The sequence below is a fragment of the Variovorax humicola genome (assembly GCF_037889915.1).
In the GTDB taxonomy this organism is placed as follows: domain Bacteria; phylum Pseudomonadota; class Gammaproteobacteria; order Burkholderiales; family Burkholderiaceae_C; genus Variovorax; species Variovorax humicola.
Window position 1 is genome coordinate 365576 of sequence record NZ_JBBKZV010000003.1, and the last position, 23468, is coordinate 389043.

Here is a 23468-nt window from a genome sequence, read left to right on the forward strand (position 1 = left end):
ATTTATGAATTGAATGCGGGTGTTGCCTGTGTCGCGCTCACGGTTCGCAGCACCGTCTCGACAGCGAAGTCTTCCCAGCGTTTGACGGCCTCGGCCGTCTCGAGCGGCTCCCCGAGAAAGGCCGTCAGTGTGTGCCGGTTCGACATGTAGAAGTAGCCCGTCGACGCGATCAGCAGGTACACCTCGCGTGCCGCGACATCTTCGCGAAAGATGCCCTTGGCGATGCCGCTGGCCAGCACTTCGCGGATTACCGCGATCGCATGCGACGAATATTCGCCCGCCCGCAGCGACTTGGCGATGTGCCGCCCCTTGTGCAGGTTTTCGGTGTTGAGCAGCGTGACGAACTCAGGGTTCTTGCGGTAGTAGCCGTGCACGAATCGGATCACGGCGGTGAGCGTTTCGACCGGGCGCTCGGCATCGAGCTGGATGGCCGACTCGGCTTCGTCCATCTCGCGATAGATGCCTTCGAGCACGGCGATGAACAGGCCTTCCTTGCTGCCGAAGTAGTAATAGATCATGCGGTCGTACGACTTGGCCGCCTTCGAGATCTTCTCGACGCTGCCGCCGTCGTAGCCGTACTTCGCGAATACCTTGGTGGCCGCCTTCAGGATGGCCTTGCGCGTTGCCTGCGCGGCCGCCTCGCGCACGCCGGTGCCGCGGCGGGCACCGTTGCTCGCTGCAGTGAGGGCCTTGGCAACCGCCATGACTACAGGCGGCCGAGCGCCGCGCCGCCCCAAGCCGGCCGCGCCCGACCCTTGACGAGTGGAGTTAAAGCGGCGCAGCGAGTGAAAAGCAGGGGGGCGGTCATTTTTCGGCGAAGGCGCGCTCGACCACGAAGTCGCCCGGCGTCGACGTGTTGCCTTCCTTGAATCCGCGCGTTTCCAGCATGTGCTTCAGGTCGGACAGCATGCCGGGGCTGCCGCACAGCATCACGCGGTCTTCGGCGACATTGATCGGCGGCAGGCCGAGGTCGTCGGTCATCTTGTTGCTCTCGATGAGTTCGGTGATGCGGCCCATGTTGCGGAAGTCCTCGCGCGTCACGGTCGGGTAGTAGAGCAACTGTTTCTTGATCAGGTCGCCCAGGAATTCGTGCTGCGGCAAGTGGTCGACCACAAGGTCGTGATACGCCAGCTCGTCGACCTCGCGCACGCCGTGCACCAGGATGACCTGCTCGAACTTCTCGTACGTCTCCGGGTCGCGGATCACGCTCATGAACGGTGCAAGCCCGGTGCCGGTGCCCAGCAGGTAGAGCCGCTTGGCGGGCAGGCAGTAGTCGATCAGCAGCGTGCCGGTGGGCTTGCGGCCGACGATGATCTTGTCGCCGGGCTGGATGTGCTGCAGCTTCGAGGTGAGCGGGCCTTCCTCGACCTTGATGCTCAGGAACTCGAGGTGCTCCTCGTAGTTGGCGCTCACGATGCTGTAGGCGCGCAGCAATGGCTTGTTGTTGACGCGCAGGCCGATCATCGTGAAGTGGCCGTTCGAGAACCGCAGCGCCGGGTCGCGCGTGCAGGTGAACGTGAACAGGCGGTCGGTCCAGTGATGGACGGAGAGGACGGTTTCTTCGCTGAAGGCACTCATGGCTGGCTTGGAGTTAGTTCGGTAAAAACGCCGTTGCGCATTGGCGTCGCGTTTGCTACATTGGATTGATGTAGCGTTCACAACATCAAATTGGAGTGAATGCTACACAAAGAGCAAGACGATCACAAGCACCACCCGTCGCGGGCAATGCAGGTGAAACCAGGCGATTTTCCACGATGACCGAACACACAAAGACTGACGGGCTTCCCGGCATGGACATGCCGGTGATCGGCGCCGGCATTCCCGAGCGCGCCTCCCTGCGCAACGAGAGGATGAGTGCGGCCAAGGTCGAGTGCAACGCCTGCCCGGTGCTCTGCCAGATCTCCGAGGGCCGCACGGGGGCCTGTGACCGATACGCCAATCGGGCCGGCACGCTGGTGCGGGTGGACCCGGTCGTGCTGCTGCGCCGGGCGGTGGTGCAGGACACTGCGGCGTTGGTGCCGTTCTCGCGTCCCGCTGCCGAGGCTCCCGACGGGAATGACCCCGACTGGAGCGGTGACTTGCTGCTGGCCGACGAAGTGTTCGTCACTGGCGTCGGCTCGTCGACCACCTACCCGGACTACAAGCCCGCGCCCTTCATCGTGGGCTCGAAGGCCAACGGCGTCGACATGGTCACCGTGGTCACCGAAGGAATATTCAGCTACTGCAGCTTCAAGATCAAGATCGACACCGACCGCTTCCTCGGCGCCGAGCAGGCCAATGTTCGCTACAAGGGCGAGGTGGTGGGCCATGTCACCACCGCCGAATACGGCTCGCAGATGCTGTCGCTGGGCGGTGTTCACCATCTCACCGGCGGCAGCAAGAAGGAAGGCCGCATGACGGCCGAACTGATGCAACTGCTCGGCAACAAGAAGCCGGTCGACATCACCATCGACGGCGGTGCCAGCCTGGTCGTGCAGGCCGGGCGGCCCCCCATCGTCAATGGCGTGGAAGAGCAACGCATGCGGGTGGGTTGCGGCTCGGCGGCGGTCGGCATCTTCGCGCGGCAGTTCGCGGGCGTGGCGGACGAGGTGGTGGTGGTCGACGACCACATCACAGGCGTGCTCACCGAGCACCAGGCCGGCCGTTGCCTCGACATGCCGAAATCGGGCATCGAGATGCGCGGGCGAAAGTCCACGCCGGGGCGCTATTTCCAGGTCGCGAATCCGGGCGACGGATGGGGCGGCACCGACATCGCCGACCCGCTGTCGATCATCGAGGGCTGGGAAGCGGGCGTGGCGAAGCCCGGGTTGCGGCTGCTGATGACGTCGACCACCGGCGAACACGCGCAGTGGTATGTCCTGGACGAGGCACTGAAGCCGGTCGAACAGGAGATGCCCGAGGAGGTGCGCCGCATCGTGCAACGCATCGGCGAGAACTGCGAGCCGTCGCTGTGCACCGTGCTGTTCCTCGGCGGCGCCGGCGGCAGCCTGCGCGCGGGGGTGAGCGAGAACCCGGTGCTGCTGACGCGCGCCATCAAGCGGGCGCTGGTCAACGTGACCTGCGGCGGCGCGCCGGCCTATGTGTGGCCGGGCGGCGGCATCACGGTGATGGTCGATGTGATGCGCATGCCGGACAACAGCTTCGGCACGGTGCCCACGCCGGCCATCGTTGCGCCGATCGAGTTCAGCATGCGGCTCGATGACTACGCCGCGCTGGGCGGGCACACCGGGCATGTGTTTTCGCTGGAGCAGGCCCTGGCGCGCGGTGCGTGGCAGGACGACGGTGCGCCGCTGGCAAGGCAATGGCAGGCCATCGACGACGCCAATCCGTGGCCGCTCGGCCAACCGCCGATGCTCGGATGACCCCTCAATGCCGCCCATGACCGCCCAGCGCACCGCGCTCGACAGCCATCGCTGGCACTGGAGCCACGGCCCGATCGACATCGTGGCAGAGGCGTACGGCGATCCGGCTGCGGTTGCCGATGCGCACGAAGCCGCATGGCAGCGCTTTGGCGCGGTGCTGGGCGAACTGGTGGGCGAGTTGCGGCTGCTTCGTCAGCCGGTGGGCACGGACTGCGTGCTGCGGGGCCCGATCGCGCGCCGCATGTGGAATGCCTGTGCGCCGTTTCGGCCAGCCTTCATCACGCCGATGGCGGCGGTGGCCGGCTCGGTCGCGCAGGAGCTCATCGGCTTCTACCAACGACCGGGCATCGAACGCGCATGGCTCAACAACGGCGGCGACATCGCGCTGCATCTGGCGCCGGGCCAGTCGGCGCGCGTGGGCCTGTTTGCCGACATTTCCCGCTTCGACCTGCGCGACGCGGGGCGCGTCGTCAACGTGGATGGCAGCTTCGACGTCACGGCCGACATGCCGGTGCGCGGCGTGGCCACCAGCGGCTGGCGCGGGCGCAGCTTTTCGCTGGGCATCGCGGACAGCGTCACCGTGCTGGCGGCGACCTCCGCGCAGGCCGATGCCGCCGCGACCGTCATAGCGAACGCGGTCGATGTGCAGGACGCGGGAATCCATCGCCGGCCAGCCAGCGAATGCAAGGACGACACCGACCTGGGCGATATCCCGGTCACGGTTGGCGTCGACATGCTGGCAGCCGCACAGGTCCGCCGCGCACTCGATGCGGGCGCGGCGCGCGCACATGCGTTGCAGCAGGCGGGCCTCATCTTTTCCGCAGTGCTGGTTTGCCAGCACCAGTACCGTGTTGCCGAACCCTTATGCTCCACCGCTGCGGTGCCGAATGCGGCATCGGCGATGGCAATTGGCTCCGTATTTGCTTGATCCAAACGACATGATCGAAATCCGCCGCGTCTTCACCCAGGTCGAGCACATCCACCACGAATTCGGCCCCCGCGCCGACACGCCGCTGGTGCGTGGCGCCATCGGCGCCGTCCTGACCAACCCGTTCGCGGGCCGCTACGAGCCCGACATCCTGCCGATGATGACCCTGCTCGACCCCGTGGGCGTCGAGATGGCACACAAGCTCAGGGAAGCCATGGACGTGAGCGTCGACCAGATCGCCACCTACGGCAAGGGTGCGATCGTCGGCGCCGCCGGCGAACTGGAGCATGGCGCGCTGTGGCATGTGCCGGGCGGCTATGCGATGCGCGAACTGCTCGGCTGGAAGGGCGACCGCAATGCGTACCGCGCAGGCAAGGCCGAAGAAAAGACCGGACAGCCGGGCAACGGACTCTCGATCGTGCCTTCGACCAAGAAGGTCGGCGCCCCCGGCACCACGCTCGACGTGCCGCTCACCAACATCAACGCGAGCTATGTGCGCGGCCAGTTCGACGCGTTCGAAGTGCGCGTGCCGGGCGCGCCCGCCGCCGACGAGATCGTGTTCATCCTGGCGATGACGACCGGCTACCGTATCCATGCACGTGTAGGTGGGCTGCTGGCCAAGGACATCAGCAAGTGGGACGGGCTGCGTTAACGTTTCGCCGAAGCCGCAGACACCGCAAGAGAAGCCATGAAGGAATAAGGACAGACATGCCAGCCAACATTCGCAAGCTCGTCGTACAGGTCGACGAGACCCGCATCGAGATGGGCAAGGCCATCGAGCCGCCGACGCGCCGCGCCGTGGCCATCGCGGTGATCGACAACCCCTACGCGGGGCGTTACTCCGAGAACCTCGACGAGCTGATTGCCATCGGCGAGGAACTCGGTGCGCTGCTCGGCCAGAAGTGCGTGGCCGCGCTGGGCATCGCGCCCGGCGCCGCGCAAAGCTACGGCAAGGCCGCGATCGTCGGCGAGGCCGGCGAGCTGGAGCATGCGGCCGCGATCCTGCATCCCAAGCTCGGCGCGCCGTTGCGCGCGGCGGTCGAGAAGGGCGCTGCGCTCGTGCCGTCGAGCAAGAAGCGCGGCACGCTCGGCACGGCCATCGACGTACCGCTCGGCCACAAGGACGCCGCCTTCGTGCGCAGCCACTTCGATGCGGTCGAAGCGCGCGTGTCCGATGCGCCGCGTGCCAATGAGATCGTCGTCGCCGTGGCCGTCACGGACAGCGGTCGCCCGCTGCCGCGCATTGGCGGCCTCCAGGTGAGTGAGATCAAGGGCCAGGATGGCCTGCGCTGAAACACGAATACCGCCGCGTCCGGTCAGGTCCCAATTTGCAGATTCATCCATTTCCAAGGAGCTTTCCATGAACCCCATGCGCCTCACCTTCACCGCCGCGGCCCTCGCGACGCTGGCCACTGCCCTGGTGCCTGCGCACGCGCAGGGCGTCATCAAGATCGGCGAGGTCAACAGCTACAAGGCGCAGCCCGCGTTCCTCGAGCCCTACAAGAAGGGCATGGAACTCGCCGTCGAGGAAATCAACGCCAAGGGCGGCGTCAACGGCAAGAAGATCGAACTCATCACGCGTGACGACAACGCCAACCCCGGCGATGCGGTGCGCGTGGCCGAAGAACTGGTGGCGCGCGAGAAGATCGACGTGCTGACCGGCACCTTCCTCTCCAACACCGGCCTGGCCGTCGCGGACTTCGCGAAGCAGAAGAAATTCTTCTTCCTCGCCGGCGAGCCGCTTACCGACAAGATGACCTGGCAGGGCGGCAACGAGTACACCTTCCGCCTGCGCCCCGGCACCTACATGCAGGCCGCCATGCTGGTGCCCGAAGCGGTCAAGCTCAAGAAGAAGCGCTGGGCCATCGTGTACCCCAACTACGAATACGGCCAGTCCGCCGTGGCCGCATTCAAGGCGCTGCTGAAGGCCGCACAGCCTGACGTGGAGTTCGTCACCGAACAGGCCCCGCCGCTCGGCAAGGTCGACGCGGGCGCCGTCGCCCAGGCGCTGGCCGATGCCAAGCCCGATGCGATCTTCAACGTGCTGTTCGCCGCCGACCTGTCGAAGTTCGTGCGCGAAGGCAACACGCGCGGCTTGTTCAAGGACCGTGCCGTGGTCAGCGTGCTGACTGGCGAGCCCGAATACCTCGATCCGCTGAAGGACGAAACGCCCAACGGCTGGATCGTCACCGGCTACCCCTGGTACGGCATCCAGACGCCCGAGCACAAGGCCTTCTTCCTCGCCTACCACGAGAAGTACAAGGACTATCCGCGCCTCGGCTCGGTGGTGGGCTACAGCATGATCAAGTCGGTCGCGGCCGGCATCGCCAAGGCGAAGAGCAGCGAGACGCCGAAGCTGGTCGAAGCCTTCAAGGGCCTGCAGGTCGACACGCCGTTCGGCAAGATCACCTACCGCGCGGAAGACCACCAGTCGACCATGGGCGCCTTCGTCGGCAAGACGAAGAACGACAACGGCAAGGGCGTGATGGTGGACTACTCGTACTTCGACGGTGCGAAGTTCCAGCCGAGCGCTGCGGACATCAAGAAGTCCCGCGCAGATTAGGATGAAACACCCCCGAAGCGCCTGCGGCGCCTCCCCCTCGAGGGGGCGCACCTGGCGGCCCGGCAAAGCCGGTTCCGCGGAGGAAACGGAACACCCCCGATGCGCCTGCGGCGCCTCCCCCTCGAGGGGGCGCACCCAGCGGCCCGGCAAAGCCGGTTCCGCGGGTGCCCACGAACAGACTTCGCTGTGCTCTTCCTGGATTCATGCTTCGCGGAAGACGCTCCTGCGCCGTGGAGCACTGAAATGTTGCTCGCCCCCGGCCTCCGCGCTCCTCCCACACCCCTGCCCGGGCGCGACATCATCGGCCCGGCAAAGCGGGTTCGGCGATGTCTCGGGCGTCTGGGGGTTGGCGTAAGAGCCTGTAGTCAAGGAAGTTCTGATGAGCCTGTCATCCCTGTTGCTGCAGTTCCTCACGGGGCTGTCGTCGGCTTCATCGCTGTTCCTGGTGGCGGCGGGGCTGTCGCTCATCTTCGGTGTCACGCGCATCGTCAACTTTGCGCATGGCTCGTTCTTCATGGTCGGCATCTATCTGGCTTACACGCTGGTGGATCGGTTCGGGAGTCAGCTCGGCTTCTGGCCGGCGCTCTTGATCGCGGCGTTGGCGGTCGGGGTGCTGGGTGCGTTGATCGAGATGATCCTGCTGCGGCGCATCTACAAGTCGCCGGAATTGTTCCAGCTGCTGGCGACCTTTGCGCTGGTGCTGGTCATCAAGGACGCGGTGCTCTATCTCTGGGGGCCCGACGAGTTGCTCGGGCCGCGCGCACCGGGGCTCAAGGGTTCGGTCGAGATCCTCGGGCGACAGTTTCCGAGCTACGACCTGTTCCTGATCGTTGTCGGCCCGGTGGTGCTCGGCCTGCTGTGGCTGCTGCTCACACGCACGCGCTGGGGCACGCTGGTGCGCGCGGCGACGCAAGACCGCGAGATGGTCAGTGCACTGGGCGTGAACCAGGCCTGGCTGTTCACGGCGGTGTTCGGCCTGGGCGCGCTGCTGGCGGGACTGGGCGGCGCGCTGCAATTGCCGCGCGAACCGGCCACGCTCGCAATCGACCTCAACACCATCGGCGCCGCCTTTGTCGTGGTCGTGGTGGGCGGCATGGGTTCGATCCCCGGCGCCTATGCGGCGGCGTTGCTGATCTCGGAGATCAAGGCGGTCTGCATCTGGCTTGGGGTCGTGGAGCTCCTGGGGTACAGCGTCTCGTTCTCCAAGCTCACGCTGGTGGTCGACTTCGTGGTGATGGCGGTGGTGCTGGTGTGGCGGCCGTGGGGCCTGTTCGGCCGGCCGCAGGCGCCGAGCCGCTACGTGGGCATGGCGGAAGAGCCGTTGCGCCGCGCCGGCAAGGGCTACCTGTGGCTGGTCGCCGCGCTGGGCCTGGTGCTCATGGCCTTGCCGCTGCTGAGCGCCGATTCGCCTTACACGACGGTGCTGATGATCGACCTGATGATCGCGGCGCTGTTCGCTGCAAGCCTGCACTTCATCATGGGCCCGGCCGGCATGCACTCGTTCGGCCACGCGGCCTACTTCGGGCTCGGCGCGTACGGTGCGGCATTGCTGGTGCGCGCGAGCGGAATGCCGATGGAGCTGGCGCTGATCTTCGCGCCGTTGATTGCCGCGATCGGCGCATTCGTCTACGGCTGGTTTGCGGTGCGGCTGTCCGGCGTGTACCTCGCGATGCTCACGCTGGCCTTCGCGCAGATCACCTGGGCCATCGTCTACCAGTGGGACTCGTTCACCGGCGGCAGCAACGGGCTCACCGGCGTCTGGCCGTCGGATTGGCTGTCGGACAAGCGGGCCTACTACTGGCTGACGCTGGTGCTGGTGGCGGCCGGCGTGTTGCTGTTGCGTCGGGTGCTGTTCTCGCCCTTCGGCTATGCGTTGCGGGCCGGGCGCGATTCGGTGCTGCGCGCGGACGCGATCGGCATCGACGTCAAGCGCATGCAGTGGACGGCCTTCGTGATCGCAGGCGCGGCGGCGGGGCTCGCCGGGTCGCTCTTCGCGTTTTCCAAGGGCAGCATCTCGCCGGAAAGCCTGAGCGTCGACAGGTCCGTCGACGGGCTGGTGATGGTGCTGCTCGGCGGGATCCAGACGCTGGCCGGGCCGGTGGTTGGCGCCGTCACGTTCAGCTGGCTGCATGACACCGTGGCGCGCAATACCGACTATTGGCGCGCAATGCTCGGCGCGATCATCTTGCTTCTTGTGTTGCTGTTCCCGCAAGGCATCGCAGGCTTCGCAAAGCAGCTGGCCGACCGGCTGCGGCCCAGGCCAAAAGCGGGCGATGCGTCGCCCTTGCAGGAGAAGCGGACATGACGGCGCTGCTGCAAGTCAAAAACCTCGGCAAGTCCTTCGGCGGCGTGAAGGCGGTCGATGGCATCACCTTCGAACTCGCGGCCGGCGAACTGCTGGCGCTGATCGGGCCGAACGGCGCGGGCAAGTCGACGACCTTCAACATGGTCAACGGCCAACTCAGGGCCGACCAGGGTTCGATCCGCTTCGACGGCCATGAACTCGTGGGCCAGAAACCGCGTTCGATCTGGCGGCTGGGCGTCGGCCGCACGTTCCAGATTGCCGAGACCTTTGCATCGCTGACCGTGGCCGAGAACGTGCAGATGGCGCTGCTGTCGCATGACGCCAGGCTGTATTCGATGTGGCGCCGCGCCGCCGACCACAAGCGCGACAAAGCGCTTGCGCTGCTGGAGCAGGTCGGCATGAAAGCGCAAGCCGACCGTCCCTGCAGCGAACTCGCGTACGGCGACGTGAAGCGCGTCGAGCTTGCGATCGCGATGGCCAATGATCCGAAGCTGTTGCTGATGGACGAGCCCACCGCCGGCATGGCGCCGAAGGAGCGCAATTCGCTGATGGCACTGACCAAGGAGCTTGTCATCCAACGCGGACTGGCGGTGCTCTTCACCGAGCACAGCATGGACGTGGTGTTCGCCTACGCCGACCGCATGATCGTGCTGGCGCGCGGGCGGCTCATCGCTCAGGGCAAGCCGCTGGAGATCCGCGACGATCCGAAGGTCCAGGCCGTGTACTTCGGTACGGGCAAGACCTTTGAAAAGGCGCAGGAGCACGCATGAGTGCCGCCCGGCCGCCCGAAGGCGCTCCGCACCGCAGTGCGAAGCACGGAGGTTTTCGAATGAGTGCCGCCCGGCCGCCCGAAGGCGCTCCGCACCGCAGTGCGAAGCACGGAGGTTTTCGAACGATTTCCGCCCGGCCGCCCGAAGGCGTTCGCACCGCACTGCGAAGCACGGAGGTTGCCGTATGAGCACTCACGAGACCTTGCTCACCACGCACGCGCTCTGCGCCTGGTACGGCGCCGCGCAGATCCTCTACGACGTGGACCTGGAAGTGCGGCGCGGCGAAGTCGTCGCGCTGATGGGCCGCAACGGCGCGGGCAAGTCGACCACGCTCAAGGCCATCATCGGCATGCTGCCCAAGCGGCGCGGTGCGGTGAGCTTCCTGGGCCATGACATCTCGAAGCGTGAGCCACACGTGGCGGCGCGCCTGGGCCTGGGCTTCGTGCCCGAAGACCGGCGCGTGTTCACCGACCTCACGGTGATGGAGAACCTCGAGGTCGGCAGGCAACCCGAGCGCCGCTGGGCCGACGGCGTTGGCGCGCCCGTGTGGACGCCGGAGCGGTTGTTCAAGCTGTTTCCCAATCTCGGCGAGATGCCGAATCGCCCCGGCGGCCGCATGAGCGGCGGCGAGCAGCAGATGCTCACGGTGGCGCGCACGCTGATGGGCAACCCCTACCTCGTGCTGCTGGACGAGCCGTCCGAAGGCGTGGCGCCGGTCATCGTCGAGCAGATGGCCCACATGATCCTCGAACTGAAGGCGCAGGGCGTGAGCATCCTGCTGTCGGAGCAGAACATGCATTTCGCGGAACTGGTCTCCGATCGCGCCTATGTGCTCGAGAAGGGGCAGATCCGTTATCAAGCCACCATGCACGAACTCGCGGCGAACGACGAGGTTCGGCGCGCCTATCTGAGCGTTTGAAACAAATTTCTGTTCAACCACTGGAGCCCACCATGCCTCACGCAACAACGCATCGCAGAGCCCTTCTCAAGTCCACTGCCGCACTGGGCCTGCTGGGCGGCTTCGGCCTGTCGGCATTTGCCGCGGGAAAGGTCAAGCCGGCCAGCACTTCCGCACTGATCGTGGTCGACGTGCAGAACTGCTTTCTCGACGGCGGCACGCTGGCGGTGAAGGGTGGCAACGAGGTCATCCCCGTCATCAACAAGCTTGCGCCTGCTTTCGACAACATCGTGATGACTCAGGATTGGCACACCGCCGGCCACGCATCCTTTGCCAGCACTCATCCGGGCAAGAAGCCCTTCGAGACGACCAAGCTCAAGTACGGCACGCAAGTGCTGTGGCCGGACCACTGCGTGCAGGGCACCGACGACGCGGCAGTCGGCAAGGAGCTCGCGCTGCCGACTGCGCAGCTCATCATCCGCAAGGGTTTCCATAAGGACATGGACAGCTACTCGGCCTTCGAGGAAGCCGACCACAAGACCGCGACCGGGCTCGCAGGCTACCTCAAGGGGCGTGGCATCAAGACCGTGTTCGTCACCGGCCTGGCCACGGACTTCTGCGTGGCCTGGACCGCGATGGATGCGCGCAAGGCCGGCTTCGAGGTCTACGTGATCGAGGACGCAACGCGCGGCATCGACCTCAACGGCTCGTTGGCCAAGGCCTGGAAGGACATGACGGCCAAAGGCGTGAAGCGCATCCAGTCGTCCGATATCGCCTGAAGCACGACGACGCATGAGCCAGCTCGCATGGAACGTCAACGGACGCGATGTCGAGCTGCCAGGCGTCTCGCGCGAGACCTCGCTGCTGCACCTGCTGCGCAACGACCTCAAGCTCAACGGACCCAAGTACGGCTGCGGCCTCGGCCAGTGCGGCGCCTGCACCGTGTGGGTCGATGGCGTGGCGGCGCGCGCGTGCGTGATTCCCGCGCATGGCGTGGCCGGCAGGCGCATCACGACGCTGGAAGGACTGGGCACGCGCGGCCGCTGGCATCCGGTGCAGCAGGCCTTCGAAGACGCGCAGGCTGCGCAGTGCGGCTATTGCCTGAACGGGATGGTGATGCAGGCAGCCGCGCTGCTTGCGCGCGATCCCCATCCGGGCGAGCAGAAGATTCGCGATGAACTGTCGGGCAATCTTTGCCGTTGCGGCACGCATGTCGAGATCATGAGAGCGGTCCAGGCCGCCGCACTCGCAGCCGACGACAACGACGCATGACGCGCCGCGCAGACCTTCCAAAGACGCGCGCTGAATTCTTCGCGGCAGAGGGCGTGCTGCTTGTCGTGCGAGACACGCCGCCTGCCCCTGCACCTGCCAAGGGACAACCGGCCGTCATCGCGGGCAATCCGGCCGAGGGGCCGGAAATCCTGCTCGCGGTGTGGGACGACGGCAGCGTCACCGCACTCAACGGGCATGTCGACCTGGGTACCGGTCTGCAAACGGCTCTGTCGCAGATCGTCGCCGAGGAACTCGACGTGCCGCTGGCGCGCGTCGACATGGTGCTGGGCGACACGGCCCGCGTGCCCAACCAGGGCGCGACCATCGCCAGCGCTTCGATCCAGATTCACGCGGCGCCGCTGCGAAGCGCCGCGGCGCAAGCGCGAGCGTGGCTCGTCGAACGCGCAGCCGAGTATCTCGGTGTTCAACCGGCGTTGCTGCAGGTGAGCGATGGCCGCATCCATGCAGGCGACCCTGGTGCGCACGGCATCGACTTCGGACCGCTGCTGGCGAGCCAGCGCACGGTGCTGCAATTGGCGCCGGACGCGCAAGTGAAATGCCCGCGCGACTACCGCATCGTCGGCACGAGCGTGCCGCGCGTGGACATTCCCGCCAAGCTCGCCGGTGAACTGGTCTTCGTGCACGACATGCGCCTGCCCGGCATGCTGCATGGCCGCGTGGTGCGGCCGCCCTACGCGGGCGCCGACCACGGCGACTTCATCGGCAACACGCTGGTATCGGTCGACGAATCATCCATTGCGCACATCGCGGGCATCCGCGCTGTGGTCGTCATCCGCGATTTCGTCGGCATCGTTGCAGAGCGCGAAGAGCACGCCGAGCAGGCGTTGCGCGAACTGCGCGTGCAATGGAAGCCCTGTCCGGACATGCCTGCGCTCGACGACGTCGAGGGTGCATTGCGCGCCAACCCGTCGACGCAGCGGCTGCTCGTCGACGAAGGCGATGTCGACGCGGCGCTGCGATCCGCGGCGCAGGCCATGCCACGCACCTACGTGTGGCCCTACCAGATGCATGCGTCCATCGGACCTTCCTGCGCGCTGGCCGAATGGCTGGGCGACTCTCCCGGCAGCGACGGCACCCGGCTGCGAGTCTGGGCGGGCTCGCAGAACCCGCATGTCCTGCGCAACGATCTCGCGTGCCTGATGGGCGTGGACGACACCGCGATCGACGTGATTCGCATGGAGGCGGCCGGTTGCTATGGCCGCAACAGCGCCGACGACGTGGCCGCCGACGCAGCCCTGCTCGCGCGGGCCGTCGGCGCCCCGGTGCGCGTGCAGCTCACCCGCGAACAGGAGCATGCATGGGAGCCCAAGGGCGCAGCGCAACTGATGCAGGTCAAGGGAGGGCTGCAGGCGGATGGCAGCGTCGCTGCCTACGACTTCGAGACTTCGTATCCGTCGAATGGCGCACCCGCGCTGGCGCTGCTGCTCACCCGCACCGTCGAGCCCGTGGCGCAGGCTTTCGAGATGGGCGACCGCACTGCGCGGCCGCCTTACTCTTTCGAGAACCTGCGCGTCAAGGTCAACGACATGGCGCCTATCGTGCGCGCGTCGTGGTTGCGGGGCGTGTCGGCCTTGCCGAATTCGTTTGCCCACGAATCCTATGTCGATGAACTCGCCACCGCGGCCGGCGTCGACCCGGTTGCGTTCCGCCTGCGGCATCTGCACGATCCGCGCGCGGCCGAACTGGTGCGGGCCACCGCGCAGAAGGCCGGCTGGCGCATGCGCACCGGGCCGCAGGAGAACGCCGATGGCGCGGTGGGCCCTGGCGGCGACATCCTCTTCGGCCAGGGCTTCGCTTATGCGCGCTATGTGCACAGCAAGTGGCCAGGCTTCGGCGCGGCGTGGTCTGCGTGGGTGGCCGATGTCGAAGTCAACAAGAAGACCGGCGAAGTGCACGTGCGCCGCGTCGTCGTCGGCCATGACGCGGGCCTCACGGTCAATCCGGCCGGCGTCGAGCACCAGATCCACGGCAACGTGGTGCAGACCACCAGCCGGGCGCTCAAGGAGCGCGTTCAATTCGCGCCCAAAGCGTTGGCGCAGACAGCGCAGACAGCGCTGCTGCCCGACGTGCTGCCTGCGGGCGCGGTGACGAGCCGGGAGTGGGGCGGTTACCCGATCCTCAATTTTCGCGAAGTGCCGGTCATCGAGGTGCTGCAGATGCCGCGACCCGGTGAGGCGCCGCTGGGCGCGGGCGAGTCCTCGTCGGTGCCGGGCACCGCTGCGATCGCCAATGCGATCTTCGATGCGACAGGCGTGCGCTTCAGGTCGCCGCCCTTCACGCCGGAACTGGTGCGCGCTGCGTTGAACCCGCTCCCGCCCGCTTCGCCGGGAAGCGAGGGGGAGGGCGGCGTTCAGGGAGTGGTCAAGACGGACGCGCCCTGGCCGAAGCGCCGCGGCGTCTGGGCCGGAGCAATGGCCCTGGTCGTCGGCTCGCTCGGCGCCATCGCCGGCCTGCTCGGCTGGCGCCCCACCATCGCCCCGGTGTCGCTCAGCGCGCCGGTCTACAGCGAGGCGACCATAGAGCGCGGACGCTTGCTCGCCGCGATCGGGGATTGCGCCGTCTGCCATACCGCGCCCGGCGGCGCCGTCAACGCCGGAGGCCGCGCGATGCAGACGCCCTTTGGCACGCTCTACAGCACCAACCTCACGCCCGATGCGCAAACCGGCATCGGCCAATGGTCATTCAGCGCGTTCCAGCGCGCGATGCGGGAAGGCATTTCGCGCGACGGCCATCACCTGTATCCGGCCTTCCCCTACACGGCATTCGCCCGGACCAGCGACGACGATCTCACCGCGCTGTACGCCTACTTCATGTCGCAGCCGCCAGTGCGCGCGGAAACGCCGCTCTCCCAATTGCGTTTTCCGTTCAACGTGCGTCCGCTCATGGGCTTCTGGAACGCGATGTTCCACGACGCAAGCGCATACCGGAATGTGCCGACCCAGAGCGCCGCGTGGAACCGCGGGGCCTACCTGGTCAACGGTCTAGGCCATTGCGGCGCGTGCCACACGCCACGCAACGCACTGGGTGCGGAGCAGGGCGGCACGGCCTTCCTTTCCGGCGCCATGGTCGAGGGCTGGGAGGCGCCCGCGCTCACCGCGCGATCAACCTCGGCCGTACCGTGGACCGCCGATGCGCTGTATCGCTACCTGCGCAACGGGCACAGCGCGCAGCACGGCATCGCCGGCGGGCCGATGGCCGAGGTCGTCCGAGAACTTGCCATCGTGCCCGACGAAGACATCCGCGCCATGTCGACCTATCTCGCCTCGTTCAACCCGACTGCAACCCAGGCCGATGCGGACGCGAAGGCACGTAGCGCCATCGAAAACGCCCAACGCCTCCAGCCGCAACCCGGCGCGGCGCAACGCTTGTTCGACGGCGCCTGCGCCGCCTGCCACCACGACGGCAACGGGCCCACGCTGCTGGGCGCGAACACGCCGCTCGCCCTCAACAGCAACCTGACGAGTGCGCGGCCCGACAACCTGCTGCGCACCATCCTGGAGGGAGTGCGCGAACCCGCCTCGCGCGACATCGGCTTCATGCCCGCATTCCGCGACGCGCTCGACGACCGCCAGATTGCCGAGCTTGCCCAATACATGCGCGCACGCTTCGCGCCGCAGGAAGCGCCGTGGCAGGACGTCGCGCAGAGCTTGAGTCGGCTGCGAGCCGAAGCCATCTTGCCGCGGCACTGACCGGAATTTCTCCATCCATTGCGCAGGCGCAGCAAGTCCGCCTCGCGCTACTTCGAGTCGATCCCGCAGGCGCAGCAGGGATCACCGCCACACGGCAAGGCTCTGTCCTCGGGACTCCCCCATCACCTGCGCGTTGCCATCCTTCGCGGATTCAGCACTCGCACGGTTTCCCAACGCTCCAAATGTTTTTGTCGCGGTCAAAGGCGCCCGGAATTAATTCAAGAATTCAATGACCTCCGGTTCGGTGAGGGGCAATACGTGAACTATTGTGAATTACAGAGTTCGCAACGTGTTGCAGTGGGTGCATTTCAGAGAGATATGTCCAAGCAGCAAGTAACTTTTGCACATCATTTGACGTGGCAATATTTCTCTGAATTTTCCGAGCACCTATCAGAAATTTCCTAGTCTCACTCGGCCTCTTCCTGCATTCAGTGGCGCGTTGGCAGTGTCCAATACGTCTGCCGATTCCAATTCAACGCTGCAGCAATGCAAACGAATTGAAGTCGGTTGGGTGAATGGGCTTAGGGGCAATGGGTGGTCGACATAGATTACAAGCCCTTTCATCCAGTTGGGAGGTGCAATGAAGCCGTGTGGCTTTTGCAATTATTCGGCCTCGGTTCGTCACAGCGAGCCGAGTGCCGACCTTCCACCTTTTTTATGTTGTCTTTTCATGGCTATTGCTCTTTCTTCTTTTTTTGGTCCGAGGCGGCCGCTTCCTGTCGTTCGGATGCTGTGTGCGTGTGTGCTCGGACTGGTGTCGCGGGCGGCTTGCGCCAATCCAATCGACCTCGACGCGTTGGTCGGGATCGTCGTCGCGCGCAATCCGGCCGTTCTTGCTGCTGCCGCTGAGGCGCGTGGTGCCAACGAAGACCTTTCTGCTGCGCGCTGGCAGCGCTTTCCGACCTTCTCGGTCCAGGCGGAATCCCAGTCGCTGCATTCCCGCGACCCCAAGGCGAGTGCCGGAACCACGACGGCTCTGACGCAGCCGTTGTGGATGATCTCGGGCAGCATCCCGGCGCAGATCGAAGGTGCGCAAGCCGGTGCAACGGCCAGGCAGGCGCGCGTGAGCGAGGTTCGCTACCTTGCGGCTGAGCGCACCGTGGATGCTTGGTGGGGCGGCGTGACGGCGACCGCAAAGATGGAAATCGCGTCGCGTGCGCTGGCCCGCCTGACGGAATTCCGCTCGATGATGCGTCGTCGCGTGGATGCCAGCGTCTCGCCCGTGTCCGAGTTGGACCTGGTGTCCTCTCGGGTAAGTCAGGCTCAATCGGATCTTGCTTCTGCACAGGCTTCGCAGCGCCTGTTCCTGTCCCGACTCGAAGAGCTTGCTGGAGAGCCGGTCGGGCCCGCTGCGCTTGTGCAGGCGGCGGCAAGCCTGGAGGGGAGCACGCTGCAGGCCGCGAGCGCATTGGCCGATCTGTCCGACGCGCAGTTCGCCGAGTGGGTCGATCGACATCCTGCAGTGCGAAGGGCAAACTCCGAAGCGCAGGTGGTCAAGGCCCAGGCAAAGGCCAAGGATGCCGAGCGCTGGCCGCAACTCTACGTCAAGCTGCAGCATACGACTGCCATTGACGGCAGCAGGGGTGATAGCGGCGCGTTTCTGGGTCTGCAGTACACGCCGGGCGCCGGCCTGTCGTCGATGGATCAAGCGCGTGCCGCCAGGGCCCGCGCAGAGGGTGCCACGGTTGCCATCGAGCAACAGCGGCGCGAGGAGCTGGGCGCCTTTCAGGCCGACTGGAGCGAACTGCGAAGCTCCCGCGAAAAGGAAGAGATGTTGTTGCCCGCAATTGGCGCCGCGCGTGCCGTGCTGGCATCCTACGAGCGACTGTTCATCGCAGGCCGGCGTTCCTGGCTCGATGTCCTCAGTGCCGTGCGCGAACTGCAGCAAAACGAAGACGCTCTGGCGACTGCGCGCACATCCGCGGTCAACTTGGTAGCGCGAATTCAGTTGCGCGCTGGTCAGCAAGCCTGGCAGCGCGAGGGGGCACTGTGAACGACGTTTCTCACTTCATTTGGGCCATTGCGCACGCCTTGCGTTTGCGCGGTCAGGCCGCCGACCCCCTTCGCTTGCAGGCCGCTGTCGCGCAGATTGGGTCCGACTCGGCACAACAGCTGGCCGGTCTGGCCGACATCTGCCGGGCGCTGGACCTGGAGCAGCCGACGATGCTGCGCAAGCCGGATCTCGCGCATGCGCCGCTGCTTGTCTTCGTCAAGGAAAAGGGATGGGGGGTCATTGCCGAGAGGACGCCTCAGGGGCAGTGGTTGCTGGTCCAGGAGGGCGGGGTGCAGGTTCTGGCCGGGCTTGGCGCCGGTGACCTCTGCCTGCGCCTGGGCAAAGCGGTCGCGACGACCGCCGCCGATGGTCCTGGCAAGCCGATGGCGATGATTCGCAAGATCATCGGCAGCTACCGGGGGGTGCTCGCCGAAGGGGTGCTCGCCACCATCTTCATGAACCTGCTGGCGCTGGCGGGGTCGCTGTTTTCCATGCAGGTGTACGACCGCGTCATCCCTACCCGCGGCGAGAGCACGCTGGTCGTGCTCGGAGTCGGCGTTCTGCTCGTCATCTTCATCGAGACCGCGTTGAAGTTCGCGCGTTCGCGAATCATGGAGAGTGTCGTGATCGGCCTGGATGGCGGCCTGTCACGCGAAATCTTCCAGCGTCTGTTGTCGGTGCGAATCGACCAGATGCCCGGCTCCGTCGGTACGCTGGCCGGGCAGTTGCGTGGCTACGAGCAAGTGAGGTCCTTTCTCACCGCGCGCACGATGTTCGCGCTGGTCGACGTGCCCATGGCCGTGATCTACCTGGTCATCATCGCCGTCATCGGTTCCCCTCTCATTGCTGGCGTCCCGCTCCTCGTAGCCCTGATCGCCATTGCCATGGGTTTGATCGCCCGCCGTCGACTGGAGCAGATGGCCACCCAAAGTGCACAAGCAGCCAACCACAGGACCGGTCTGCTCGTAGAGGCCGTCGACGGCGCTGAAACCATCAAGGCCGGTGCAGGCGGTTGGAAGTTCCTTTCGCGCTGGCTCGACCTCGCCGGGCAGACTTTGCGCAACGACCTCCGAATGCAGCACGCCAGCGAAGGCCTCGCCTACTGGGGCAGCGCACTGCAGCAGATCAGCTACTGCGCCGTCGTTGCCATCGGCGCGATCGAGGCCATCGGTGGACACATCACCGGCGGCGCCGTCATGGCCTGCTCCATCCTCGGTGGCCGCGTTCTGGGCCCTGTGCTCGCCCTGCCCGGCCTCATGGTGCAGCATGCGCATGCGACGGCGGCGATGAAAGGCCTCGACCAGCTCTACGCGCTGGAGACCGACCATCACGGCGTCACATCGCCGCTCGCACCCAGCGATTTGCGCGGCCAGTTCGACCTCGCCGATGTCAGCTTCGCCTACCCGGAAAGCGGACAGGGCATCCATGTCTCGCAACTTCGCATCCAACAAGGCGAGCGCGTTGCCGTGCTTGGCACCATCGGTTCCGGCAAGTCCACCCTGTTGCGGGTCCTGGCCGGCCTGTATCGTCCGCAAAAGGGCCGCGTGATCATCGATGGCCTGGACATGGGCCAGATCAACCGCCAAGTGCTGAGCCAGCAGATCGGCTACCTCGCGCAAGATCACCGGCTGTTCCAGGGCACGCTGCGCGAAAACCTGCTGATCGGCCTGCCCGATCCTGGTGACGATGTCATCCATCGGGCGCTCGTTCGCTCCGGCCTGATTCAGCTTGTCTCAAGTCATCCGCGAGGGCTGGAGTTGCCCATTCGCGAGGGTGGCACAGGCTTGTCCGGTGGCCAGCGCCAGCTCGTGGCCTTTACCCGCCTGCTCCTGGTGCAGCCCAACATTCTGCTGCTCGACGAGCCCACCGCCTCCATGGACGAAAGACAGGAGCAGCGCTGCCTGGGCGTCCTGGCCGAGGAGCTGGAAAGCGCCCGCACCCTAATCGTCGTCACCCACAAGCCCTCGGTGCTGACGCTCGTTTCCCGACTTGTCGTCGTGTCCGGAAGCAAGATCGTGCTTGATGGCCCCCGCGACGAAGTGCTGGCTCGGCTCGCGCAGCGCCCCAGCCCGGCCGCCGAGGGGCCGTCCTCTGCGGAGCCGGCCGCCGCCCAGCCGTCCACGATCGAGCCGCCCACCGCTGCCAATGGCGTGGCAAGCATCAACGCTGCCGCCATTGCCCCCTTGCGTTCCGGACCCCGTGTGATCGTTCGCCAGCAAATCAATGGAGTTGCATCATGAGTGCAGAGTCTTACTACGGCATGGAAGGTCAGCCACGCCCCGCACGCGGTACGCGTTGGGCTCTGCGCGTGGGCATGCTGGGTCTTGGCGTTCTGTTGGTCTGGGCGTCCGTTTCGCACATCAACCAAGTCACACGCGCTGCCGGCCAGATCATCGCCAGCGCGCGCACCCAGGTCGTGCAGGCGTCCGATGCCGGCGTGCTCACCGCCCTGCACGTCAAGGAAGGCGATGTGGTCAAGGCTGGACAGCTGCTGGCCACCCTCGAAAAAGCTCGCGCCCAAGCCGCCGTCGACGACAGCAGCGCCAAGGTTGCTGCGCTGAACATCACGCTCACGCGGCTCCGTGCCGAGGTTTATGGCAAGCCACTGGCCTTCGCGCCCGAATTGCTCCAATACAAGGAATACATCTCCAACCAGAGCGAGCTGTACCAAAAGCGCAAGACCGCCATCGATCAGGACGTCGCCTCGCTGCAAAGGAGCTTGAAGCTCGGGCGCGACGAGTTGCGCATGTACCAGAGCCTGGAAAAGTCGGGGGACGTCAGCCGCGCCGACATCCTGCGTCTACAGCGCCAGGTCGCCGAAACCGAGGCGCAAATCGTCAACAAGCGCAACAAGTACTTCCAGGATGCGCAGGCCGACATGACCAAGGCGCAGGAGGACTTGAACACGCAGACCGAACAGCTTCGCGATCGCAGCCAGGTTCTGGAGCACACCGAACTCACCTCGCCGCTGGACGGCATCGTGAAGAACATTCGCGTCACCACCCTCGGCGGTGTCGTGCGCCCTGGTGACATCGTTCTTGAAGTCCTGCCTACCGACAGCGACCTGATTGCCGAAGCCAAGATCAGCCCTGCCGACATCGCCTTCATCAGGGTTGGGGACCTTGCGCTTGTCAAGCTCGACGCCTACGACTACAGCATCTTCGGTTCCATGACCGGCGAGGTCAGCTACATCAGCGCCGACACCCTGATCGAAGACACCCGCCAGGGTCCGCAGCCCTTCTACCGCGTGCAGGTGCGCATCAAGGGCCACGAGTTCAAGACTCAAAAAGGCCACCAGGAAATTCAAGTCCGTCCTGGCATGACCGCCAGCGTGGAGATCAAGGCCATGGAACGCACTGTCCTGTCCTATCTCACCAAGCCAGTCTCCAAAACGATCACCCAGTCCATGGGCGAGCGTTGACGCTACGCGCAACCTCGCTCACCTCTTTTTTGTTTTCCGTTTTTGCTTTGTAAAGGGAGTTTTTCATGCGCCATCTTGTCCGTCTGCGCTCATTTCTATCCGCGCTGGCGCTCGCCTCGTTCGTCATCGCCTTGCAAGGCTGTGGCGCCGTGGGCGCCCAGCCCAACCCGCCGGCCGCCGCAGCCCTGCCGATGCCTTCGGCCTTGCGCTACGACAAGCATCTGCCGCTCTGGCCCGAGAACGCGTTGCGCAACCCCTCGCGAGCCGCGTGGATCGAGGCCCCCGCAGCCGGCGTTCGTGTCACCGAAGTCGCCGCGTTGGAACGTCTCACCATCGGTCTGACCGACAAGGAAGTCACGGACGCCGTAGGCGAACCGGCGGCGCGCGGCGAGCACGGGCTGCGGCAGTACCTCGTGCGCAGCGGTACGGGAGCCTTTGCGGCAACGGTCTGGCTCAACGAAGAAGGCGCCCTTTGGATGGGCGCGACCGATCGCGCCCCTCTCGCCTCGCTGGTCACCGCGCCCAAGGAGCCGATCGGAGCCAAGCGCATCACCCTGAGCGCCGAAGAACTGTTCGCCTTCGACAGTGACGTCCTGCGCCTGCCCCAGCAGCAACTCGACGCGATTGCTGCGGCGGCGCGCGGGCGTGTCGTTCAACCAACCCCGCTCGTCGTCAAGGGCTACACCGATCGCCTGGGAAATAGCGCCCACAACCAGTCTCTCGCGCTGCGCCGCGCACAAGCAGTGCGCACTTATCTCTTGCGCCAAGGCCTTGACGCCAATCAGATCAGCGCGATCGGCAAGGGCGCTGCCGACCCCGTCGTGGCCTGCACTGGAGTCAAGCCCAAGGAGGCGCTCATTGCGTGCCTGGCCCCTAACCGCCGCGTCGTGATCGAGCGTTTTTCCGTCGAAGCCGCTTCCACCCACTGATCACTGATCCACAGCCTCCATTGTCCTCGTCGCGTCCGATACGCGATCAACAAAGTCAAGTTCACAAGAAGTCTCACCCATGTCCCTCATCCTTATCCAGAAGACAGCTAGCCAAGGCGCCACTCAAACCCCAATCGAGGGCGGCAAGCAGCAAGTGCTCGCGCAGGCCGGTACGCGCTATGAAGTGATCGACAAAGCCACCGGCAAGGCGCCGGCCAAGCTCGTCGTTAAACGCGTCGGCCCCGATCTGCGTGTGGAAGTCGACGGCGAGCCCGTGCTGGATGTGCAAAAGTTCTACGGCGAGACTTCGCCGAGCAATCCGGCATATTTCGACATCAACCAAGCCGTGGATCCTGACGCTGGTGAAGCAGCGGCGGCACCGCCGACGGTGACGATCACGCCAGCCACCGCCCCCTGGGACGCCATCGACGACACGTTCCTGCTCTTTCCCAGCGCGCTACCTGCCGCGGAATCGAACATGGGGGGATTGCTGTTGGCGGGACTGGGCGTCGCCGCATTGGGTGCGGCAGCAGCTGCGTACAAGCATCACAGGGACAGCAAGGAGGACGAGGCCCCAGTTATGCCGGTAGCGCCTACCAAGCCGCCTGAGCCTTCTCCCGCGCCCAAGGCACCTTCTGCCCCGAACAGCTTTGCGGACAACGTAGGCAAGGTGCAGAGCCCGAACAGCACCGCGCCGACCACGGACGATTCGACCCCTGGCATCAACATCGGCACGATCCCTGCAGACACGACGCCCAAGCTGTACGTGGATGGCAAGGAGACGCCTGCCACCTACGACCCGAAGACCGGCGCCCTGACGCCGGACACGCCGCTGACCGAAGGTCCGCACGACGTCACCTACACGGTGACCGACTCCGCGGGCAAGGAGAGCCAGCCGAGCGGTCCGATTGTCATCACCGTTGACATCACCGCCCCTGCGACTCCGGCGGCCCCCGGCAGCTATGTGGACAACGTGGGCAAGGTGCAGAACCCGACCAGCACCGCCCCGGCCACGGACGATTCGACGCCTGGCATCAACATCGGCACGATCCCTGCAGACACGACGCCCAAGCTGTACGTGGACGGCAAGGAAGTGCCTGCCACCTACGAACCGAAGACCGGCACCCTGACGCCGGACACGCCGCTGACCGAAGGTCCGCACGACATCACCTACACGGTGACCGACCTGGCAGGCAATGAGAGCCTGCCGAGCGGTCCGATTGTCATCACCGTTGACATCACCGCCCCTGCGACTCCGGCGGCCCCCGGCAGCTATGTGGACAACGTGGGCAAGGTGCAGAACCCGACCAGCACCGC

Annotated in this window: 18 protein-coding genes; 16 read left to right on the forward strand and 2 right to left on the reverse strand. The window is 65.7% G+C overall.

The features are described 5' to 3' along the window. Positions 1–2 precede the first annotated feature (2 nt). The gene (locus WKW80_RS08665) at positions 3–704 is read right to left on the reverse strand and encodes a TetR/AcrR family transcriptional regulator (protein ID WP_340363151.1); all 702 of its coding nucleotides are present in this window, start codon (positions 702–704) and stop codon (positions 3–5) included. Positions 705–804: 100 nt separating this feature from the next. Beyond that, positions 805–1578, reverse strand: a complete 774-nt coding sequence (locus WKW80_RS08670; RefSeq protein ID WP_340363152.1) for a ferredoxin--NADP reductase — start codon at positions 1576–1578, stop codon at positions 805–807. Between the two features lie 176 nt (positions 1579–1754). On the opposite strand from WKW80_RS08670, the gene WKW80_RS08675 reads away from it, so the two are divergent. The 16 genes from WKW80_RS08675 to WKW80_RS08750 form a co-directional block, all read left to right on the forward strand. Next, on the forward strand, positions 1755–3362 hold the full coding sequence (locus WKW80_RS08675; RefSeq protein WP_340363153.1) for a 6-hydroxynicotinate reductase: 1608 nt from the start codon (positions 1755–1757) through the stop codon (positions 3360–3362). Between the two features lie 16 nt (positions 3363–3378). After that, a complete protein-coding gene (locus WKW80_RS08680) occupies positions 3379–4290 on the forward strand; it encodes a UPF0280 family protein (protein WP_340363181.1) in 912 nt (303 codons plus the stop codon). Between the two features lie 10 nt (positions 4291–4300). After that, positions 4301–4942 carry an amino acid synthesis family protein gene (locus WKW80_RS08685; RefSeq protein WP_340363154.1) on the forward strand — a complete coding sequence of 214 codons (642 nt, stop codon included), beginning with the start codon at positions 4301–4303 and terminating at the stop codon, positions 4940–4942. 56 nt (positions 4943–4998) lie between these two features. Next, entirely contained in the window at positions 4999–5583 is a 585-nt protein-coding gene (locus WKW80_RS08690; RefSeq protein WP_340363155.1) for an amino acid synthesis family protein, read from the forward strand. Positions 5584–5650: 67 nt separating this feature from the next. Beyond that, positions 5651–6853: an ABC transporter substrate-binding protein gene (locus WKW80_RS08695; RefSeq protein WP_340363156.1), complete on the forward strand. Its 1203-nt coding sequence runs from the start codon at positions 5651–5653 to the stop codon at positions 6851–6853. A 379-nt stretch (positions 6854–7232) separates the two neighbouring features. Further along, entirely contained in the window at positions 7233–9158 is a 1926-nt protein-coding gene (locus WKW80_RS08700) for an ABC transporter permease (RefSeq protein ID WP_340363157.1), read from the forward strand. Beyond that, positions 9155–9928 carry an ABC transporter ATP-binding protein gene (locus WKW80_RS08705; RefSeq protein WP_340363158.1) on the forward strand — a complete coding sequence of 258 codons (774 nt, stop codon included), beginning with the start codon at positions 9155–9157 and terminating at the stop codon, positions 9926–9928. Before WKW80_RS08700 ends, WKW80_RS08705 begins: the two co-directional genes overlap by 4 nt. 184 nt (positions 9929–10112) lie before the next feature. Further along, positions 10113–10847, forward strand: coding sequence for an ABC transporter ATP-binding protein (locus tag WKW80_RS08710; protein WP_340363159.1), 735 nt, complete (start codon positions 10113–10115; stop codon positions 10845–10847). 32 nt (positions 10848–10879) lie between these two features. Then, positions 10880–11605 carry a bifunctional nicotinamidase/pyrazinamidase gene (pncA, locus tag WKW80_RS08715; RefSeq protein ID WP_340363160.1) on the forward strand — a complete coding sequence of 242 codons (726 nt, stop codon included), beginning with the start codon at positions 10880–10882 and terminating at the stop codon, positions 11603–11605. 13 nt (positions 11606–11618) lie between these two features. Then, positions 11619–12098 carry a (2Fe-2S)-binding protein gene (locus tag WKW80_RS08720; protein WP_340363161.1) on the forward strand — a complete coding sequence of 160 codons (480 nt, stop codon included), beginning with the start codon at positions 11619–11621 and terminating at the stop codon, positions 12096–12098. Next, the gene (locus WKW80_RS08725; protein WP_340363162.1) at positions 12095–15808 is read left to right on the forward strand and encodes a molybdopterin cofactor-binding domain-containing protein; all 3714 of its coding nucleotides are present in this window, start codon (positions 12095–12097) and stop codon (positions 15806–15808) included. Before WKW80_RS08720 ends, WKW80_RS08725 begins: the two co-directional genes overlap by 4 nt. 580 nt (positions 15809–16388) lie before the next feature. Beyond that, positions 16389–17801 (forward strand): TolC family protein, encoded by a 1413-nt coding sequence (locus tag WKW80_RS08730; RefSeq protein WP_340363163.1) that lies wholly within the window; start codon positions 16389–16391, stop codon positions 17799–17801. 74 nt (positions 17802–17875) lie between these two features. Next, complete coding sequence (locus tag WKW80_RS08735; protein ID WP_340363164.1) at positions 17876–20041, forward strand: ATP-binding cassette domain-containing protein; 2166 nt, start codon at positions 17876–17878, stop codon at positions 20039–20041. Further along, a complete protein-coding gene (locus tag WKW80_RS08740) occupies positions 20038–21222 on the forward strand; it encodes a beta-barrel domain-containing protein (RefSeq protein WP_340363165.1) in 1185 nt (394 codons plus the stop codon). Before WKW80_RS08735 ends, WKW80_RS08740 begins: the two co-directional genes overlap by 4 nt. Before the next feature lie 65 nt (positions 21223–21287). After that, a complete protein-coding gene (locus tag WKW80_RS08745) occupies positions 21288–22151 on the forward strand; it encodes an OmpA family protein (RefSeq protein ID WP_340363166.1) in 864 nt (287 codons plus the stop codon). A gap of 79 nt (positions 22152–22230) precedes the next feature. After that, on the forward strand, positions 22231–23468 hold a 1238-nt coding region (locus tag WKW80_RS08750; RefSeq protein ID WP_340363167.1), incomplete at its 3' end, for an Ig-like domain-containing protein.

Bases quoted from the DNA above. Each gene is read 5' to 3' on its own strand.
- WKW80_RS08690 (WP_340363155.1), top strand. From the start codon at position 4,999: ATGCCAGCCAACATTCGCAAGCTCGTCGTACAGGTCGACGAGACCCGC.
- WKW80_RS08665 (WP_340363151.1), bottom strand. From the start codon at position 704: ATGGCGGTTGCCAAGGCCCTCACTGCAGCGAGCAACGGTGCCCGCCGC.
- pncA (WP_340363160.1), top strand. From the start codon at position 10,880: ATGCCTCACGCAACAACGCATCGCAGAGCCCTTCTCAAGTCCACTGCC.
- WKW80_RS08700 (WP_340363157.1), top strand. From the start codon at position 7,233: ATGAGCCTGTCATCCCTGTTGCTGCAGTTCCTCACGGGGCTGTCGTCG.
- WKW80_RS08695 (WP_340363156.1), top strand. From the start codon at position 5,651: ATGAACCCCATGCGCCTCACCTTCACCGCCGCGGCCCTCGCGACGCTG.
- WKW80_RS08710 (WP_340363159.1), top strand. From the start codon at position 10,113: ATGAGCACTCACGAGACCTTGCTCACCACGCACGCGCTCTGCGCCTGG.
- WKW80_RS08740 (WP_340363165.1), top strand. From the start codon at position 20,038: ATGAGTGCAGAGTCTTACTACGGCATGGAAGGTCAGCCACGCCCCGCA.
- WKW80_RS08680 (WP_340363181.1), top strand. From the start codon at position 3,379: ATGACCGCCCAGCGCACCGCGCTCGACAGCCATCGCTGGCACTGGAGC.
- WKW80_RS08670 (WP_340363152.1), bottom strand. From the start codon at position 1,578: ATGAGTGCCTTCAGCGAAGAAACCGTCCTCTCCGTCCATCACTGGACC.
- WKW80_RS08685 (WP_340363154.1), top strand. From the start codon at position 4,301: ATGATCGAAATCCGCCGCGTCTTCACCCAGGTCGAGCACATCCACCAC.
- WKW80_RS08745 (WP_340363166.1), top strand. From the start codon at position 21,288: ATGCGCCATCTTGTCCGTCTGCGCTCATTTCTATCCGCGCTGGCGCTC.
- WKW80_RS08720 (WP_340363161.1), top strand. From the start codon at position 11,619: ATGAGCCAGCTCGCATGGAACGTCAACGGACGCGATGTCGAGCTGCCA.
- WKW80_RS08705 (WP_340363158.1), top strand. From the start codon at position 9,155: ATGACGGCGCTGCTGCAAGTCAAAAACCTCGGCAAGTCCTTCGGCGGC.
- WKW80_RS08725 (WP_340363162.1), top strand. From the start codon at position 12,095: ATGACGCGCCGCGCAGACCTTCCAAAGACGCGCGCTGAATTCTTCGCG.
- WKW80_RS08730 (WP_340363163.1), top strand. From the start codon at position 16,389: ATGAAGCCGTGTGGCTTTTGCAATTATTCGGCCTCGGTTCGTCACAGC.
- WKW80_RS08675 (WP_340363153.1), top strand. From the start codon at position 1,755: ATGACCGAACACACAAAGACTGACGGGCTTCCCGGCATGGACATGCCG.